We start from the raw sequence: 16,790 nt of genomic DNA, 5'->3' as shown, positions 1-16,790 counted from the left end.
CACTGCGTTATTAATGGTATATTGCACCGTTAAAAACGAAAAGAAAGAATATGAAGATTATAGTACCAATGGCAGGAATTGGGTCTCGTTTAAGACCTCATACATTAACAACTCCTAAGCCATTAACAGTTATTGCTGGTAAATCAATTGTACAACGATTAGTGGAAGATATCACTTCTGTTGTAGATCAACCTATAGAGGAAATTGCTTTTATAATTGGACCTGCTTCTAAAGGGTTTCCTGCAGATACAAAAGATAAATTAATAAAAATAGCCGAAAACTTAGGAGCAAAAGGTTCTGTATACGTCCAAGAAGAAGCATTAGGAACTGCTCACGCTATTTATTGTGCTAAAGAATCATTAGGAGGTTCTTGTGTGGTGGCTTTTGCCGATACCTTATTTAAGGCTGATTTTACATTAGATGCTAACGCTGATGGGGCTATTTGGGTGAAGCAAGTAGAAGATCCTAGTGCTTTTGGTGTAGTAAAATTAAAAGACGGATTTATTACTGATTTTGTTGAAAAACCAAAAGAATTTGTCTCTGATTTAGCAATTATTGGTATTTATTATTTTAAAGATGCCGATAAATTATTAGAAGAGATAAAATATTTAATTGATAATGATATCAGACCTTCTGGTGAATATCAACTAACAGAAGCTCTAGAAGCTTTAAAAGTAAAAGGAGCCAAGTTTATTCCTGGAAAAGTAAATACTTGGATGGATTGCGGTAAGAAAGACCCTACAGTAGATACCAACAAACAAGTTTTAGGCTTTGAACAAGCAGACGGCAACAATTTAGTATCTGAAGACGTTGTATTAGAGAACGCTGAAATTATTCAACCTTGTTATGTTGGAAAAAATGTAGTGTTAAAAAACACCAAAATAGGTCCTTTTGTTTCAATTGGTGAAAACAGTGTTGTTGAAAACTCAACAATTACTAATTCTTTAATTCAAACAAACGTGCATATTTCAAATGCCAATTTAGATAATGCTATGGTTGGTAACCATGCAAAATACAATGCTAATTATACATCGGTAAGTATAGGTGATTATACAGAACTTACATAAAAACTCAATAGAAAAGAGAAGAGAGAAAAGAGAAAAAAAGTTTTTTTCTAAAGCAATACTGTCTTTTTTCTTTCTCTTCTTTTCATACTTTCTAAACGCTCAAGATAGCATTCCAGCATCAATTAACATTGCTGAAAAAAACAATATTGAATTTCAACAATATTTTTTTAAAGCGCTTTCAAACAAAGCTATTTTTAATTACCAAAAAGCTATACAAAATTTAGAAGAGTGTAACAGAATACTTCCAAATAATAAAGCTGTTTTATTTGAACTTTCTAAAAACTATGAAAAATTAGGTAGAAATCCTGAAGCTCTATCTTACATTGATTTAGCTTTAGAAACAGAACCTAATAATGTTTGGATGCTTAAACACAAAGTGTTTATTTTAAGAAAGTTAGCTGATTTTGAGGACGCTATTATTACGCAACAAAAAATAGCTACAACAAACCCAAAGAAAAAACAGTTACTTGTTTTCTTACATCTCCAAAACAAAGATGTTACCTCTGCTAAAAAAGTATTAACAGAGTTAAAAGAAGCTAAATTATTAAATGCCAGACTTCGCTCTATTGAAAGAAAAATAAATGCTCGAAAAACAACCGAGGCACAACCAAAAAAAATCACTGAAAACCTTGATCCAAAATCACTTTTTGAGAAAGAAAAATCTTATACCAATTTAAAAACGTTACTAGATAAGTTGGCCGCAAACAATGATACTGACTTATTAAAATACAGTGAACAAGGTTTAGTTCTTTTTCCTGCGCAACCTTTTGTATATTTAATGAACGGAAAAGCGTTTAATAACAATAAAGATTATAAAAAAGCAATAGAAACCTTACAGAACGGCATTGATTTTGTTATTGACAATAATGAAATAGAAGCTAAATTTTACTTAGAAATATCTAAAGCTTACCAAGGATTGAATGATATTAAAAAAGCCAATTCTTATAAAAACAAAGCTGAAAAGATTTTAAAATAGGTTTCGTTAGTATAAAATTTATGAAATACACCACTTTATTACTTATATTATTTTTAGGTTTAACTTCATGTAAATCTACCAAAAACGTTACTGGTGATGTCGTTATTAAAGAATTATCGGCACGCAAAGTAGCTAAAAAACATATTGCCTCAAATTTTGACAAAAAAACGGTAGATGCTCGTTTAAAAGTTAATTACAAAAACAATAAAGAAAGTTTAGGCTTTTCAGTAAGAATGAAGATTAAAAAAGACGAAGTTATTTGGTTGAAAGGAACCAAAATCATCTCTATTTTTAAAGCTAAAATCACTCCTACCAAAGTGCAATTTTACTCTCCATATGAAAAAAGCTACTTTGATGGAGATTTTATGATGCTAAAAAAATTATTAGGAACCGATATTAATTTTAAACAGTTACAAAGCATGTTATTAGGTGAGGCGTTGATGGATGTAAAATCTGAACGTCAAGAAGTTCAAATTCAAGAAAAATCATATCAATTGTCTCCTAAAAAACAACCTACTTTATTCGACTTATTTTTTTATGTAAACCCTAAACACTTTAAACTAAACAAGCAATTAATAGTAAACTCGTTAAAAGACCAACGTTTAGACATTAGTTATCCAAAATATCATAAGAAAAACACTACCTTTTTTCCTGAAAAAATTAACATAAGAGCTAAAGAAAAAAATAAGTTTACTATTATTGATATTACAACTCGTTCAGTAGAATATAACACTAAGTTAAATGTAAGTTTTAATATCCCTAACGGTTATAAAGAAATTCAATTATAATTATGAAGTACCCTATTTTTTACATCTCTTTTTTATGCCTATTTTTTGTAGGAATTTCTTCTTTTGCTCAAAGTAGGAAAGAGCTTGAAAATAGGCGAAAGAAACTTAAAAATGAAATAGAGCTAGTTAATAATCTTTTGTTCACAACAAAGAAAAAAAAGACTAGTGCTTTAGACGATTTAAAAGATTTAAACCAAAAAATAAGTGTTAGAGAGCGTTTAATTGAAACTATTGAGTTAGAGACAAAATTACTTTCTCAAGAAATCAATACAAACGAGCAGCAATTAAAAAAATATAATGACGAGCTAGAAAAATTAAAAAATGACTATCGAGATATGGTCGTTAAATCTTACAAAAGTAAATCGCAACAAAGTAAAACCATGTTTTTATTGTCTTCAGAAAGCTTTTATCAAGCTTATAAGAGATTAAAATACATGCAACAATATAAAGACTACAGAAAAAAACAAGGAGAAGAAATTATAGTTAAAGCGAAAGAAGTAGAACAACTAAACGACTCGTTAACTGCGCAAAAAAAATCAAAAGAAGCGTTACTTTCTGACGAGAAAAGTCAGAAAAAAGAAATTGAAGACGATAAGAAAAACCAAGAAAAACTCATCTCTAAAATTAAAAAAGAAGAGAAAAAATACAAAAGCGATTTACAAAAGAAACAACGAGAAGAAAAAAGAATTGCTGCCAGAATTGATAAGTTAATTAGAGATGCTATTGCTAAAGCAAACAAAGGCAAAAAAACTACAAAAGGTAAAACCAAAAGCTCTGGTTTTATTTTAAATGCCGAAGAAAAAGCTTTACTTGCTAACTTTGAGCAAAATAGAGGTAATTTACCTTGGCCAGTTAAAGGTGTTATTACACGAAAATATGGAGTTCAACCACACCCTACATTTCCTGGAATTACTATCAATAGCCACGGGTTATACATTGCAACCAAAGCAAATACCGATGTAAAGAGTATTTTTAACGGAAAAGTTTTAGTTATTCAATTACATCCTGATGGAAGAAAATCAGTTTTAGTACAACATGGTAACTATATTTCTGCATACAATAAGTTAAAAGAAGTTTATGTAAAAAAAGGTGATGCTGTTAAAACTGGCGACAAACTAGGAAAAGTATTCACTAACAAAGTAACAGGTAAAACACAACTTAGTTTTATGTTGTATAAAGACCGAAACCGATTGAACCCTGCACAATGGATTCGCTCATAACACCAAAAAAACAGTTATAAATTTTATTTTTAAATTGTAACCAAATTTAAACGTGTGAAAAACGCATCAAACTTTATTATTGTAACTGTAGCAATTATTGCAACATTAGTCATTGGCAAAGGGATTTTAATTCCTTTTATTTTTGCTATTATTTTTTGGTTTTTAACACGTGAAATCCGAAAAACAATATATAGAATACCTTTTGCAAAACGATTTATTCCATTTTGGTTAAGTAATGTTTTTGTATTTACATTAATTATACTTGGTTTTGGTTTTATTTCTGAAATTATAACAAATAGTATTTCAAACTTAACCACATCATATTCAAAATATGAACCAAATATTGATGCTATTATAAAGCGTTTTAATGCTTACTTTCATATAGATATTGTTACATCACTTAAATCTGTTATTGGAGATTTTGACTATGGCTCTGTTTTAGGTGATATCGCAAACGGAATCAGCAGCTTGCTCGGTGATACCTTTATGATAATAATTTATGCTTTATTTATCTTTTTAGAGGAAAGTAACTTTAAAAAAAAGTTACAAAAGGTTTTTTTAGATACCTCAGAGAATTCAAAAGGTTTTCAAGCAATTTTAAAAAAAGTAGAAACCTCTATTTCTAATTACTTACGATTAAAAACATATGTAAGCCTACTAACAGGTGTTTTAAGCTACTTTATTTTATTAATGGTTGGAGTAGATGGCGCTCCTTTTTGGGCTTTCTTAATCTTCCTTTTAAATTATATACCAACTATTGGTTCATTGGTAGCTACAGCTTTTCCTGCTATTTTTTGCCTAATACAATTTGGAGAGTTTGCTCCTTTTTTAATTGTTGCTATAGCAGTAGGAGCCGTTCAAGTTATTGTTGGTAATGTTGTAGAACCAAAAGTTTTTGGAAGGTCGCTAAACTTAAGCCCACTTGTAACAATACTTTCTTTAGCTGTTTGGGGAGAAATTTGGGGAATAACTGGTATGATATTATCGGTACCAATTACAGTAATTATGATTATTATTTTCTCTCAGTTTGAAAAAACAAAAAACATTGCCATCTTTCTATCAGAAAATGGCAATGTTGATGACATATAAACGATTTTAATCCATAAAAATAGATTTCAACTCCAAAGCCTCCTTAGGATCCATTTTACCTGCTAAAACTAAGCTTAATTGCTTTCTACGTAATGCAGCTTCATAACGTTGTTTCTCTAATTCGGTTTCTGGTTCAATTTGAGGAATTGGTACTGGTTTTCCTGTTTCATCAACAGCAACAAACGTATAAATTCCTTCATTTACCTTCGTTTTTTCACCCGATTGACGATCTTCAATCCAAACATCTACATAAATCTCCATTGATGATTTAAAAGCACGTGAAACCTTTGCTTCTAAAGTTACCACACTTCCTACAGGTACCGATTTGGTAAAGGCTACGTGATTTACAGAGGCTGTTACTACAATTCTTCTCGAATGACGGCGTGCAGCAATACTACAAGCTCTATCCATACGAGCTAATAACTCTCCTCCAAAAAGGTTATCTAAATAATTTGTTTCTCCTGGTAAAACTAAATCGGTAAGTACAGTTAACGATTCTCTTGGTGATTTTGCTCTCATCAATTAAATTTTGATGCAAAGATACAGCAACAAAAAAATCTACCTAAAATAAATGTAGTTTATTTAACCAACAACCAAGCGTCTTCGCTAACAGATTCTTTAATAATTTCTAGAGCTTTTCTAGCTTCTTCTTTAGTTGCATAGCTTGCAAAAGCTACTTGAGTTAAGCCTAATCTGTTCTTTCCAACAATAGAAGCATCATAGCCCTTATCTTCTAACTCTGTTAATTTGTTTTCAGCATTATGCTCTTCTTGAAAAGCTCCAGCTATGATATGAAAGTTTCTATCTTCTTTACTAACGTTTAAGTTAATTGTTGGTAACGGATTCTCTATTACAAAAGTTGCTGATTGAATTTTCTTCTCAACAGCTTCTTCTTGATTTGCTAATACTTGTTGTTGATTTTGAACACCATTCCAACCCACATAGGCAATTCCTACAAAAACAGCTGCAGCGGCAGTCCTTTTTAAATACAACGGAATTGTTTTTCTGTTTTCTTTAGTAGTAGGTAATGACTTAATTGTTACTTCTTTTACTCTTTCTACAGAAGGTGTTGAAACCTCAGCTAATCCAAAAGATTCTTTTAAAAAGTTACTTGATGGATTTGGTTCAAAAATAATTTGTTTTGCCTCGTTTAATGACAAGCTTCCTACAGAAGCAACAGTAATGGTTGCTGTTGCTAACTTTTCTTTCCATTGTGCAACTTCCTCTGCAATAAAAGCAGTAGCTTCTTCAAAAGAAATATTTTTACTCGAAGCTATATAATTTGCCAATAAACCGTCATTATGCTGTAAATATGCATTAAACGTGAGTTGTTTTTTTGGCGGATAAAAAGTGTGAGTAGTTGTATTTACTCTAGCACCTATTTTATTGGTTACAAATCCTCCAAAATTAGGAACAATTACGCAATCGTATCTATATAATAAATCGTTAATGTAGTTGGCTAATGTCATAATAACAAATATAGTTTTTTAGTGAATTACTTTCAAGTAATCTTGTAATTTTTATCAACAGTTTTTTGTATATTGATACTCAAATTATTGCTATCATGAATACAGAAAAATTACTTGCTATTTTACGTTTACAAGCAACTAAAAACATAGGTGATATTTTGGCAAAAAGGCTAATTACCTCTATAGGAAGTGTTGAACAAGTATTTTTAGAGAAGAAAAATGTACTCCATAAAATTAACGGAATAGGAACTCATGTAACTCAATATCTTTTTGATGAAAGTAACCTGAAAAGAGCAGAGGAGGAGCTGTATTATATTCAACAAAACAACACTACTTTTTCTTATTTTTTAGATGACAATTATCCGCAACAGCTAAAACATTGTATTGATGCTCCAATCTTACTTTTTAAAGACGGCAACCTCAACTTAAACAATGATAAAATTATTTCGATTGTAGGAACTCGGAAAATGAGTTCGTACGGACGCGATTTCTGCAATCAACTTATTAAAGACTTAAAAGAATACAATCCTATAATTGTAAGTGGTTTTGCTTATGGAGTAGATATTTGCGCACACAAAGCTGCAATAAAAAACAACCTGCAAACTATTGCTGTCTTAGCACACGGATTGGATGAAGTATACCCAAAAACACATAAAAAATATATTCATCAAGTAAATGAGAATGGTGGTTTTATTACCGAGTTTTGGCACGATGAGCAACCTATGAGAGAAAATTTTTTAAAACGAAATCGTATTGTAGCTGGGCTATCTAAAGCAACCATTATTATTGAATCTGCTAAAAAAGGAGGGTCGTTAGTTACTGCTGATATTGCCAATTCGTACAATCGTGATGTGTTTGCGCTACCGGGTAGAGCAACCGATATATATAGCAAAGGTTGTAACAACCTCATTAAAAACAATCAAGCACATTTATTAACCTCTTCTGAAGATATTGTAAAAATGCTTAATTGGGATCTGCCGAGAGCCTCGGCACCTATTCAAAACAAGCTTTTTGTTGATTTGAATGAAACCGAACAAAAAATACACAATTACTTACAACAAAATGGTAAACAGTTGTTAGATGTTATTGCGTTAGATTGTAATCTTCCTACTTATCAACTATCCTCTATTTTGGTTCAAATGGAATTAAAAGGGGTTATAAAACCTTTACCCGGAAAAATGTTTGAAGTTTAGTACCTTTGAAGCATGTCAGAATATAAACTCATATCACAAAAAAAACCAGCTTTTCCTGTTACCAAAAAACTAGGAAACTACTTAAAAAGACATAACAGAACTATAAAAATTCCTATTTTTTATGATGATTTGTTGCGTTTTCAAGGTTCGGTTGCTGTGTATGATAAACACGATAATGATACCTTATGGATACGCGTTTTTTATAATGAGTTTGAGCGGGCTGAAATTGATTTATACCTAAAAAAAGTATATAATATCTTACACTCTAACGGTTCTGACGCCAGTATTAAGCATTTGAATGTTGATGCTATCGATTTTTGTACGTTTGGTAACTCTAAACCTTTTCGTATAAAAATTCGAAATATTTTAAATGATAACTACACCTATTTTTACGTAAAGAAAACCGATGCTTCTCGTATTTACGGACTAGAGTTAGAGGATATTTTATCTCCTTACAACCTAAACTTTTTGGTATATGAAGACACGTTGATAGAAGAGCATATATCAGGAATTCCTGGTGATGTTTTTATCAATGATTATTTAGATGATTGTTTAGACATTGAAAAAGCACAACTAGCTAAAGAGTTTGTTAAATTTAACGAGCGTTGTATGATTCGTTTGTTGGGCGATATGCGTTCGTATAACTACGTAGTAGTACCTACACACGATTTTGAAAATGTTGTGTATAAAATTCGTCCGATAGATTTTGACCAGCAATGTTACGAAGGTAAATTTAAAGTGTATTATCCACAGTTTTTTAAAGAAAATTTAAAGCTCGTTCAACTGGTAGGAGATAAGCTTACTTCAGAATCTATTGAGCAATATCAAATAGAAGAGCGATCAATTGTTGCTAAAAGAATTTTAGGTTCTCGTTCTCGATTGAATCGTTTGCTTTCCGCTATGAAATCAGATAATATTTCTATACCAAAAAATATCGAACAATTAAAATCAGAAATTTTTGAATTTACAGGAGATATTAATTTTAGAGATAGTGATGGTATGGGAGAGGTTTTAGACAGTGCATTAACTTTTGTTCGTAGAAATTACGAAGATGTGAGTATGAAAACCATTATTCAACAACAGCAAAGATTACACTAGCCTTTTCTACTTCGAATACTTTCAATAATCACTGTTGCTAAAATTAAGCTTCCACCAATAAACGTGTTCCACGTGGGAATTTCGTTTAAGAAAATAAACGCTAACAAAATTCCGAAAACAGGTTGAATGCTACTAATTATACTTGCGGTTGATGCCGAAAAAAACTGTAGTGAATGTACCATTAAACTATGTCCGATAGCCGTAGTTAACAAGGCTAATAATAGTAAATAGGGGAGTTGCTCTTGAAATTCTGAAACATCCATAAAAAATAAAACGGGAACTAAAGTTATGGTAATTATTACCACTTGATAAAACATCAACATTACTCCGTTGTATTGTTGTACGTACTGCTTTAAAATCAAAATTCTGATGGAATAACACAATGCAGAAAGCAAGCCAAATAACACGCCTTGTACTTGTGTGTTTTTAATATCAAAATCAGGGGCTAGAATGTATAAACCTAGCAACACCATCAACCCTAAAACAATATGAATCGGGTTGAATTTTATTTTTAAAAACAGGGGTTCTAAAAACGCAATCATTACTGGAAAGGTGTACAATGACAACATTCCAATAGCTACATTGGACAGTTTTAACGCATAGAAATACGTAATCCAATGTGCACCCATAAAAATTCCCCCCATTAAAAAAGGGAACAAGTGCCTTCTTGATTGTATGGTTAAATCAATCTTTTTGAATCGGCAAAAGACATACAAAATCACCATAGCAATCACCGAACGAAACCACACAATAACTTCTGAAGGCATTGCAATATACTTACCTAACACACCCGATGTACTGATGAATAAGGTAGCTAATAATAGCCCTGAAAGGTTTTTTATATGGTTAGTTTGCATGAGGGTAAATGTATGTCATTTCAACCAGAGGAAGAAATCTTAAGAAGATGAGTTACTCAATTGAATGAGATTTCTCGCTACCGCTCAAAATGACGTTTTGTTTGTTCTCGTCATTGCGAATGGACACTGAGCGGAATCGAAGTGGAAATGAAGCAATCTTCCAGTTGTGAATTTAATTGTCACATCGAGTGAATTTCTTTTTTCGATAGAGGAAAGAAATTTGTATCGAGATGCTTATAAACTAGTTCTCGATACAATTTTCACTCATTCCAATCGTGAAAACCACTCGAACTGACAAAGCTTAATTATTAAACTTCTTCTTTGCTAAGTTCGGTAGTTTTTCAAACTCGTTATTTATAAGAGCTTCTTTTTTTGATCTTGACCATTTTTTAATTTGTTTTTCTTTTTCAATAGCCATTTCTACATTAGTAAACTCACAATAAAAAACCAATTCAACAGGTCTTCTTTTTGAAGTGTAACTATCTTTAAAAGTTCCGTTTTGGTGCTGAAATATTCGTTGAGAAAGGTTGGAAGTTACTCCTGTATAATAACTTTTATCTGAACATTGTAATATGTAAACAAAGTATATTTTCATTTTAAAATTTTTCAACAAACTAGTTACTTTTTACAAAAATGACAATTCTTTATTCCTTTATTGCTGAAGTAGCGTGCCCATATTTTGGTTATGAGTTTACATTGTCACATCGAGTGAATTTCTTTTTCGATAGAAGGAAGAAATTTGTATCGAGATGTATACAAACTAGTTCTCGATACAATTTTCACTCATTCCAATCGTGAAAACCACTCGAACTGACAACTTCTTTGTACCGTCATTGCGAGCGAGAAATGACGTTTTATACTTTCTGTAAGGTTTCTAACGCCTTGTGTACACTATCAATTTTAATAAACGTGATGAGTAAGCGCAATCCGTTTTTGGTTTTCTTTTCTTTCATTACACAACTCTTCGGATTTTGCTGTACATACCTCAACATTTTGGTAAATGATTCAGTTTGATAAAAAGCACTTTGCTGATCGGATACAAAATACCCTAACATGCGTTTTTGCTTTAAAATCACCTTTTCTAAACCTAATTCTTTTGCCAACCATTTAATACGAACACTGTCTAATAAATCGGCAACTTGGGTTGGATATTCTCCAAAACGGTCGATAATTTCAGTCTCAAAGGTTTGTAATTCCTCTTCCGTAGTTAAAGTTCCTAATTTGTTGTATAAACTCAAACGTTCGGTAACTGAATTCACATAATCATCTGGGAATAGAATTTCAAAATCGGTATCAATTTGTACCTCTTTTACATACTCTTTTGGCGCATTTTCATCCGTAGGATATAAGTCTTTGAATTCATTTTCCTTGAGTTCTTCAATGGCTTCATGTAAGATTTTCTGATAGGTATCAAAACCAATATCGTTGATAAATCCGCTTTGTTCTCCACCTAATAAATCTCCAGCACCACGAATCTCTAAGTCCTTCATGGCAATGTTCAATCCGCTTCCTAAATCAGAAAACAACTCTAATGCCTGAATTCGTTTACGTGCATCATCGGTCATATGATGATACGGTGGTGTGATAAAATAACAGAAGGCTTTTTTGTTTGAACGCCCTACACGACCACGCATTTGGTGTAAATCCGACAGTCCGAAATTATTCGCATTGTTGATGAAAATCGTATTCGCATTCGGTACATCCAATCCACTTTCAATAATCGTGGTAGACACCAACACATCAAACTCATTGTTCATAAAACCAAGCATGAGTTCTTCTAACTTTTTTCCTTCCATTTGTCCGTGTCCAATGCCAATTTTTGCACTTGGCACCAAACGTTGTAACAATCCTGCTACTTCTTTGATGTTTTCAATACGGTTATGGATAAAAAACACCTGTCCACCACGAGAAATCTCATACGAAATCGCATCGCGAATGGTTTCTTCACTAAAGCGAATCACGTTGGTTTCTATGGGATGACGGTTAGGTGGTGGCGTTTTAATCACCGATAAATCTCGCGCCGCCATTAAACTGAATTGTAAAGTACGCGGAATTGGCGTTGCCGTTAAAGTCAACGTATCTACATTTTCTTTAATGGTTTTTAGTTTGTCTTTTGCTGCTACCCCAAATTTTTGTTCTTCATCAATAACCAACAATCCCAAATCTTTAAACTGGACTGCTTTATTGGTTAACTGGTGCGTTCCAATCACAATATCTACACTTCCATCAGCAACCCCTTCTAACACGCCTTTGCGTTGTTTTGTGGTTCTAAAACGGTTTAGGTAGTCAATCGTAACCGGAAAGTCTTTTAATCGCTTAGAAAAGGTTTTAAAGTGCTGAAATGCCAAAACCGTAGTTGGTACAAGCACCGCAACCTGTTTTCCGTTATCTACCGCTTTAAAAGCCGCTCTAATGGCAATTTCTGTTTTTCCAAAACCAACATCACCACATACCAAACGATCCATGGGTTGTTCTTTTTCCATATCGGCTTTTACTTCTTGAGTAGAAGAAAATTGATCGGGCGTATCTTCGTATAAGAAACTCGCTTCCAACTCATGTTGCATGTGCGTATCGGGTCCGAAAGCAAATCCTTTTTGTAGTTTTCGTTTTGCGTATAGCTGAATTAAGTTGAACGCAATATGTTTTACACGAGCTTTGGTTTTTTGCTTGACTTTTTTCCAAGCATTCGACCCTAGTTTATATACTTTAGGCGGTTTTCCGTCTTTTCCGTTAAACTTGGAAATTTTGTGTAGCGAGTGAATGCTCACGTATAAAATATCGCGATCGCCATAAATTAACTTGATAGCTTCTTGCTTTTTGCCTTCTACATCTATTTTTTGAAGTCCTCCAAATTTTCCAATACCATGGTCGATATGGGTTACATAATCACCTACGTCTAATTTGGTGAGCTCTTGTAGGGTGATAGATTGTTTTTTTGCGTATCCGTTTTTGAGTCGGAATTTGTAATAACGCTCAAAGATTTGATGATCGGTATAACAAACAATTTTACTATCAATATCCACAAATCCTTGATACAACGGAAACACAATGGTTTCATAAGAAACTTTACTTCGACTACGCTCAGTACTAGCTTCTTCGTGGTCATCAAAAATATCGTGGAAACGTTGTGCTTGCTGTTCGTTAGAACATAAGATATAATTGGTAAATCCTTTGGCTGAAAATTCGTTGAAATTCTGAATTAACAGGTCGAATTTTTTGTTGAAAGACGGTTGTGGGTGGGTATCGAAGTTGATGCTTACGTTAGTGAGATTTAGCTCCGCTGAACCTTGCGGTTTCTCACTTCGTTCAGAATGACGGTTTTTACCGATGTCAACCGTTGTAAAATCTTGTAGTTGATTACGTATGAGTTCTCCGTTGCAAAACAGTTCTTCGGGTTTTGCATGTTTGATTTCGGTAGATAATTCGTTAAACGATAGTTCTGCTTTTCGATAGAATTTATCTAGTGAATCACTTAGTAAATCTAAATTCTTAACGAAAACAGCGGTTTTTGCTGATATGTATTTTAAAAAGCTTTCTCTGCTTTCTTGTAGTGTTTTGTTTTCTACATTGGGCATAATGCTCACTTTCTTCAGTTTTTCTTTAGAAAGTTGCGTTTCTACATCAAAAGTTCGGATGCTGTCTACCTCATCACCAAAAAACTCAATACGATAGGGTTCGTCGTGTGAAAACGAAAACACGTCGATAATTCCACCACGTACCGAAAACTCTCCTGGTTCGGTTACAAAATCGACACGTTTAAAATGATATTCGAATAATACTTCGTTGACAAAATCGAGCGATACTTGCTCGCCCACCACCACTTTAAGTGTGTTTTTTTCCAGCTCTTTTTTGGTGACTACCTTTTCGAACAGGGCAGTAGGATAGGTAACAATAATCGCAGGTTTTTTACGAGAATTGATACGGTTTAACACCTCTGAACGCAAAAGTACATTGGCATTGTCGGTTTCTTCTATCTGATACGGTCTTCGATACGAACCCGGATAAAACAACACGTTTTTATCGCCCAATAACTGCTCTAAATCGTTTAGATAATAAGCAGCTTCTTCCTTGTCGTTAAAAATTAACAAGTAAGGTTTATCGGCTTGTTTAAAAGTTTCGGAAATGACAAAAGACAACGAAGAACCGACCAAATTCGTTAGTTGAAAATGATGTGGATCTTGTTGAAGCTGACTGACAATCTGATTTACATTCTCAGATTGTTGGTAGTGGTTTACAATTGCTTGCTTGCTCAACGTACAAAAATTTTACGCAAATGTACGAAGGTTTATTTTTTGTTTGAAAAGTTTGTTTTTGACAATCTAGACTTTGAGTAATTACTTGGTTTGGTTGTTGAATTTATATTCTCTCTATTTCTATTAATGAATCTATTCCGTTCCTTAAAGCCAATTGTTTTAAGGTATAAATAAATCGTTCAATTTCTCTGTTGATTATAGCATCGTAATCAGCACTCATTGAATTAAAATCATTTGGAAGCAAATTTGAGATAGCATAATTTATTCCAGATAATGTAGTAGGGAAATCGATAAAAATTAATTTATTGTCCTTTATTTCTGTATCTAAACTTATATTTCTTGGTCTGCCAGCATATTCAAATGAAACATTTTTAGTCTGAAAATCTCGTTTCAGTTGTGCAAATTGAAGATTAACATCTGAATTCAATCTATTTGGTATAATCACCTTTACTTTGCAGTCATTGTATTTTATACCATCATATTCAAAACCATCTTTTTCAATAATATATTTACAAGTTGGTAACAGTAAGTTTTCGAAATAACCAGATGCAAGTGTGGAAGAAGGAAAGAAATTAATGTCTGAATCAATTTGATTTCTGAAAAGTTCACTTACTTGACTAATAGCTGAAACAAAGCTTGGTGCATCTGATTTTTCAAAGCGAGCAAGCGAAATCCCTTTAATATCCGATAAGACTTTTAATTCCTTATCAATTACAAAAGCACATTTTGATAAACCTAAACGACCTATAAAAAGACCTAATTCAAACAATACATTATCTCTAGGTTGCATTACGGAATCTCCTCGATACTTAACTTCATCATCTGTTGTTCCAATCAACAGACCAAAGTCGAATTGTAAAGATGCCCTTAGTAAATCATTTAAAAAGTTATTATTTATCTTGAATACGGAAGTATCCCATACACTATCATTCCAAATTGTTACTTCAAAATCTCTTTCAAGTATTGATTTAGCAGCATTTGCAAGATCAAGCTCTTCTGATGATGAACCTATAAAAATTCTCCTTTTTCTCATTATGAATATATTAATTCTCCTTTTTCAAAATAACCTAAATAAAGTTCCTTATGGACATCTGCAATTAACTCGTCTAAATCTGCCTTTATCTTTTTCATTCCATCAACAGTATCATCTTTCAATGGTTTTTCAGTTCCATTTGGGCTTTCAATGCTTCTACGGTATTCTCCGTTATTAATTAATTTCTCTAATTGGTTACTTATTGCTTTAGCTATATTTATTTCTTTACCTCTATAATAGTATAATTCACTATCACTTATTGAGTGAACTATTGTTGTTAAATGAAAACTACTTAAATCTATATCTGCATCAGCTTTTAGTGTTTTTAAAAGCCTAATTCCTTTTCTTGAACCATCATTCGTATTGTCTCCTTTTGCGTTAACTTGATTAATATGCGCAAAAGGATAGTCCAAAATTTTCTCATCCTTCGTGAAATCAAACAAATATATTCCTCTATAATATTCGCTTGATGTTTCTGTATATTTTTTTGAATTATACCAAAAACAAAAAACTATATCAACTTTTCTATTTAGAGATTTATTAAAAATAGAAATATTCTTTTTTCCTGTTTTATCGACTTCATCATAAATATCCTCCATTATTTTTTCAGATTGTCTCCTTAGAATTTTAATATCTGAATTCGGTTCTGAATCAGTATAAGGATTGTCATTTGGAACTCCAACTCCTGTATAATGATACCTATCGATAATAGTAAGTAAATCAAAATCACTATGCACTTTTATATTTGTCGAAGTGGTAACTGAGCCTTGTGTTCTGTATGCTCTTGAAAAATGTAAGTCATAGTTATTTTCTAAATGTTTTTGAACTCTGTTAGCTGCTTCAATAGTTTTATCATTATATTTTTTATCTATTCTAACCATTGACTCCATTAGGTATTTAATGTTCTTTGGAATACTGGTTGAACTGAAAGATTTTGTAAGAATCGATTCGTTCAATTCATTATCAAATCTTCTTGCACTTAGATTCTGTAATCTTTTCTCATAGTCTATAGCCATTCAGTTTGTTTTATCTTGTTACTAATTTATTTATTTCTGTATAAAACACATCGTTATACTACTACACATAATTATATAAAGACATATTTTATGTTTCTTTTTACGCCTAAATTAAGTGTATACAACCACTATTCTTTACGGTAATCCATAAAGAAGTGTTTGTTGTTACTTTTTAAATAAAAAAATAGTTGAGATAAGGGGTGGTACTACTTTTTACTTTTTTAGCGTGTTAAACATAGTAAAAAAAGAGGAGGGAGGCAAGTGTTATTTATTTGTGTGTGAGTTTGTAAGGGTGTTTGTAGCTTTTAAGAGTATTTGTAACTCTCTTTAAAAAGATTTCTCCCTGCGGTCGAAATGACAGGACACCATGCAACTTCAACGTCATTTCGAACTGGAGTGCAACGGAAGTGAGAAATCTTATAATTGTGTATTGAGCACTTTCAAGTGTATTTGTAACTCCCGTGAGTGAGATTTCTCCCTGCGGTCGAAATGACAACTTACACGTCATTTCGAAGAAGGTGACGACTGAGAAATCTTATGGATGTGTGTTGGGTACTTTCAAGAGTGTTTCTGACTCTCGTGAGTGAGATTTCTCCCTGCGGTCGAAATTGTAAAGGTTAACTAATTCGTTGACAATTTTGGTTAAAAATATTAGGAGCCACACCATTTAAACTTTGGTGTGGTCTTTCTTGATTATAATAATAAATATATTGTAATATTTCCTCTTTCAA

The 16,790-nt window shown here is 32.3% G+C and carries 14 protein-coding genes; 7 read left to right on the top strand and 7 right to left on the bottom strand.

Annotated features, from left to right (window positions below; genetic code table 11):
• Window positions 1–50 precede the first annotated feature (50 nt).
• Genes ABMY20_RS15570 through ABMY20_RS15550 form a run of 5 tightly spaced genes read left to right on the top strand, consistent with a single transcriptional unit; the run spans window position 51 to window position 5,140 of the window.
• Window positions 51–1,067: a sugar phosphate nucleotidyltransferase gene (locus ABMY20_RS15570; RefSeq protein ID WP_047788030.1), complete on the top strand. Its 1,017-nt coding sequence runs from the start codon at window positions 51–53 to the stop codon at window positions 1,065–1,067.
• On the top strand, window positions 1,045–2,043 hold the full coding sequence (locus ABMY20_RS15565; protein WP_349265768.1) for a tetratricopeptide repeat protein: 999 nt from the start codon (window positions 1,045–1,047) through the stop codon (window positions 2,041–2,043). The genes ABMY20_RS15570 and ABMY20_RS15565 overlap by 23 nt, the downstream gene beginning before the upstream one ends.
• A gap of 20 nt (window positions 2,044–2,063) precedes the next feature.
• A complete protein-coding gene (locus ABMY20_RS15560) occupies window positions 2,064–2,831 on the top strand; it encodes a DUF4292 domain-containing protein (RefSeq protein ID WP_047788031.1) in 768 nt (255 codons plus the stop codon).
• 2 nt (window positions 2,832–2,833) lie between these two features.
• On the top strand, window positions 2,834–4,051 hold the full coding sequence (locus tag ABMY20_RS15555) for a peptidoglycan DD-metalloendopeptidase family protein (RefSeq protein ID WP_173359029.1): 1,218 nt from the start codon (window positions 2,834–2,836) through the stop codon (window positions 4,049–4,051).
• Between the two features lie 54 nt (window positions 4,052–4,105).
• Window positions 4,106–5,140, top strand: coding sequence for an AI-2E family transporter (locus ABMY20_RS15550; RefSeq protein WP_073182341.1), 1,035 nt, complete (start codon window positions 4,106–4,108; stop codon window positions 5,138–5,140).
• Window positions 5,141–5,146: 6 nt separating this feature from the next.
• Here ABMY20_RS15550 and ABMY20_RS15545 read toward each other — a convergent pair whose 3' ends face one another.
• The gene (locus tag ABMY20_RS15545; RefSeq protein ID WP_047788033.1) at window positions 5,147–5,659 is read right to left on the bottom strand and encodes an acyl-CoA thioesterase; all 513 of its coding nucleotides are present in this window, start codon (window positions 5,657–5,659) and stop codon (window positions 5,147–5,149) included.
• A gap of 59 nt (window positions 5,660–5,718) precedes the next feature.
• Window positions 5,719–6,609, bottom strand: a complete 891-nt coding sequence (locus ABMY20_RS15540; protein WP_349265767.1) for an SPOR domain-containing protein — start codon at window positions 6,607–6,609, stop codon at window positions 5,719–5,721.
• Between the two features lie 95 nt (window positions 6,610–6,704).
• Here ABMY20_RS15540 and dprA point away from each other — a divergent pair, with 95 nt between their 5' ends.
• Both dprA and ABMY20_RS15530 read left to right on the top strand, forming a co-directional pair.
• Window positions 6,705–7,802: a DNA-processing protein DprA gene (dprA, locus tag ABMY20_RS15535; RefSeq protein ID WP_349265766.1), complete on the top strand. Its 1,098-nt coding sequence runs from the start codon at window positions 6,705–6,707 to the stop codon at window positions 7,800–7,802.
• 12 nt (window positions 7,803–7,814) lie between these two features.
• Complete coding sequence (locus ABMY20_RS15530) at window positions 7,815–8,900, top strand: hypothetical protein (RefSeq protein WP_047788036.1); 1,086 nt, start codon at window positions 7,815–7,817, stop codon at window positions 8,898–8,900.
• Here ABMY20_RS15530 and ABMY20_RS15525 read toward each other — a convergent pair.
• From ABMY20_RS15525 to ABMY20_RS15505, 5 genes are all read right to left on the bottom strand, one after another.
• Entirely contained in the window at window positions 8,897–9,757 is an 861-nt protein-coding gene (locus tag ABMY20_RS15525; RefSeq protein ID WP_349265765.1) for a DMT family transporter, read from the bottom strand. The two genes, ABMY20_RS15530 and ABMY20_RS15525, sit on opposite strands and share 4 nt — an antisense overlap.
• A 301-nt stretch (window positions 9,758–10,058) precedes the next feature.
• Window positions 10,059–10,352, bottom strand: a complete 294-nt coding sequence (locus ABMY20_RS15520; RefSeq protein ID WP_047788038.1) for a GIY-YIG nuclease family protein — start codon at window positions 10,350–10,352, stop codon at window positions 10,059–10,061.
• A 259-nt stretch (window positions 10,353–10,611) separates the two neighbouring features.
• Window positions 10,612–14,010: a transcription-repair coupling factor gene (gene mfd / locus ABMY20_RS15515; RefSeq protein WP_349265764.1), complete on the bottom strand. Its 3,399-nt coding sequence runs from the start codon at window positions 14,008–14,010 to the stop codon at window positions 10,612–10,614.
• A gap of 103 nt (window positions 14,011–14,113) precedes the next feature.
• Entirely contained in the window at window positions 14,114–15,043 is a 930-nt protein-coding gene (locus ABMY20_RS15510; RefSeq protein ID WP_349265763.1) for an STING domain-containing protein, read from the bottom strand.
• On the bottom strand, window positions 15,043–16,059 hold the full coding sequence (locus tag ABMY20_RS15505; RefSeq protein ID WP_349265762.1) for a hypothetical protein: 1,017 nt from the start codon (window positions 16,057–16,059) through the stop codon (window positions 15,043–15,045). The genes ABMY20_RS15510 and ABMY20_RS15505 overlap by 1 nt, the downstream gene beginning before the upstream one ends.
• Window positions 16,060–16,790: the final 731 nt, after the last annotated feature.

Source organism: Tenacibaculum sp. SSH1-16, from assembly GCF_040104435.1.
GTDB lineage: Bacteria > Bacteroidota > Bacteroidia > Flavobacteriales > Flavobacteriaceae > Polaribacter > Polaribacter mesophilus.
Note: the sequence above shows the minus strand (reverse complement) of the source record. Positions and strands in the feature narration are given on the sequence as shown.

What these genes read in the sequence shown, in the direction of transcription:
- ABMY20_RS15530 (WP_047788036.1), top strand. Translation starts at nt 7,815, where the DNA reads ATGTCAGAATATAAACTCATATCACAAAAAAAACCAGCTTTTCCTGTT.
- ABMY20_RS15520 (WP_047788038.1), bottom strand. Translation starts at nt 10,352, where the DNA reads ATGAAAATATACTTTGTTTACATATTACAATGTTCAGATAAAAGTTAT.
- ABMY20_RS15540 (WP_349265767.1), bottom strand. Translation starts at nt 6,609, where the DNA reads ATGACATTAGCCAACTACATTAACGATTTATTATATAGATACGATTGC.
- dprA (WP_349265766.1), top strand. Translation starts at nt 6,705, where the DNA reads ATGAATACAGAAAAATTACTTGCTATTTTACGTTTACAAGCAACTAAA.
- ABMY20_RS15525 (WP_349265765.1), bottom strand. Translation starts at nt 9,757, where the DNA reads ATGCAAACTAACCATATAAAAAACCTTTCAGGGCTATTATTAGCTACC.
- ABMY20_RS15510 (WP_349265763.1), bottom strand. Translation starts at nt 15,043, where the DNA reads ATGAGAAAAAGGAGAATTTTTATAGGTTCATCATCAGAAGAGCTTGAT.
- ABMY20_RS15560 (WP_047788031.1), top strand. Translation starts at nt 2,064, where the DNA reads ATGAAATACACCACTTTATTACTTATATTATTTTTAGGTTTAACTTCA.
- ABMY20_RS15555 (WP_173359029.1), top strand. Translation starts at nt 2,834, where the DNA reads ATGAAGTACCCTATTTTTTACATCTCTTTTTTATGCCTATTTTTTGTA.
- ABMY20_RS15545 (WP_047788033.1), bottom strand. Translation starts at nt 5,659, where the DNA reads ATGAGAGCAAAATCACCAAGAGAATCGTTAACTGTACTTACCGATTTA.
- ABMY20_RS15505 (WP_349265762.1), bottom strand. Translation starts at nt 16,059, where the DNA reads ATGGCTATAGACTATGAGAAAAGATTACAGAATCTAAGTGCAAGAAGA.
- ABMY20_RS15570 (WP_047788030.1), top strand. Translation starts at nt 51, where the DNA reads ATGAAGATTATAGTACCAATGGCAGGAATTGGGTCTCGTTTAAGACCT.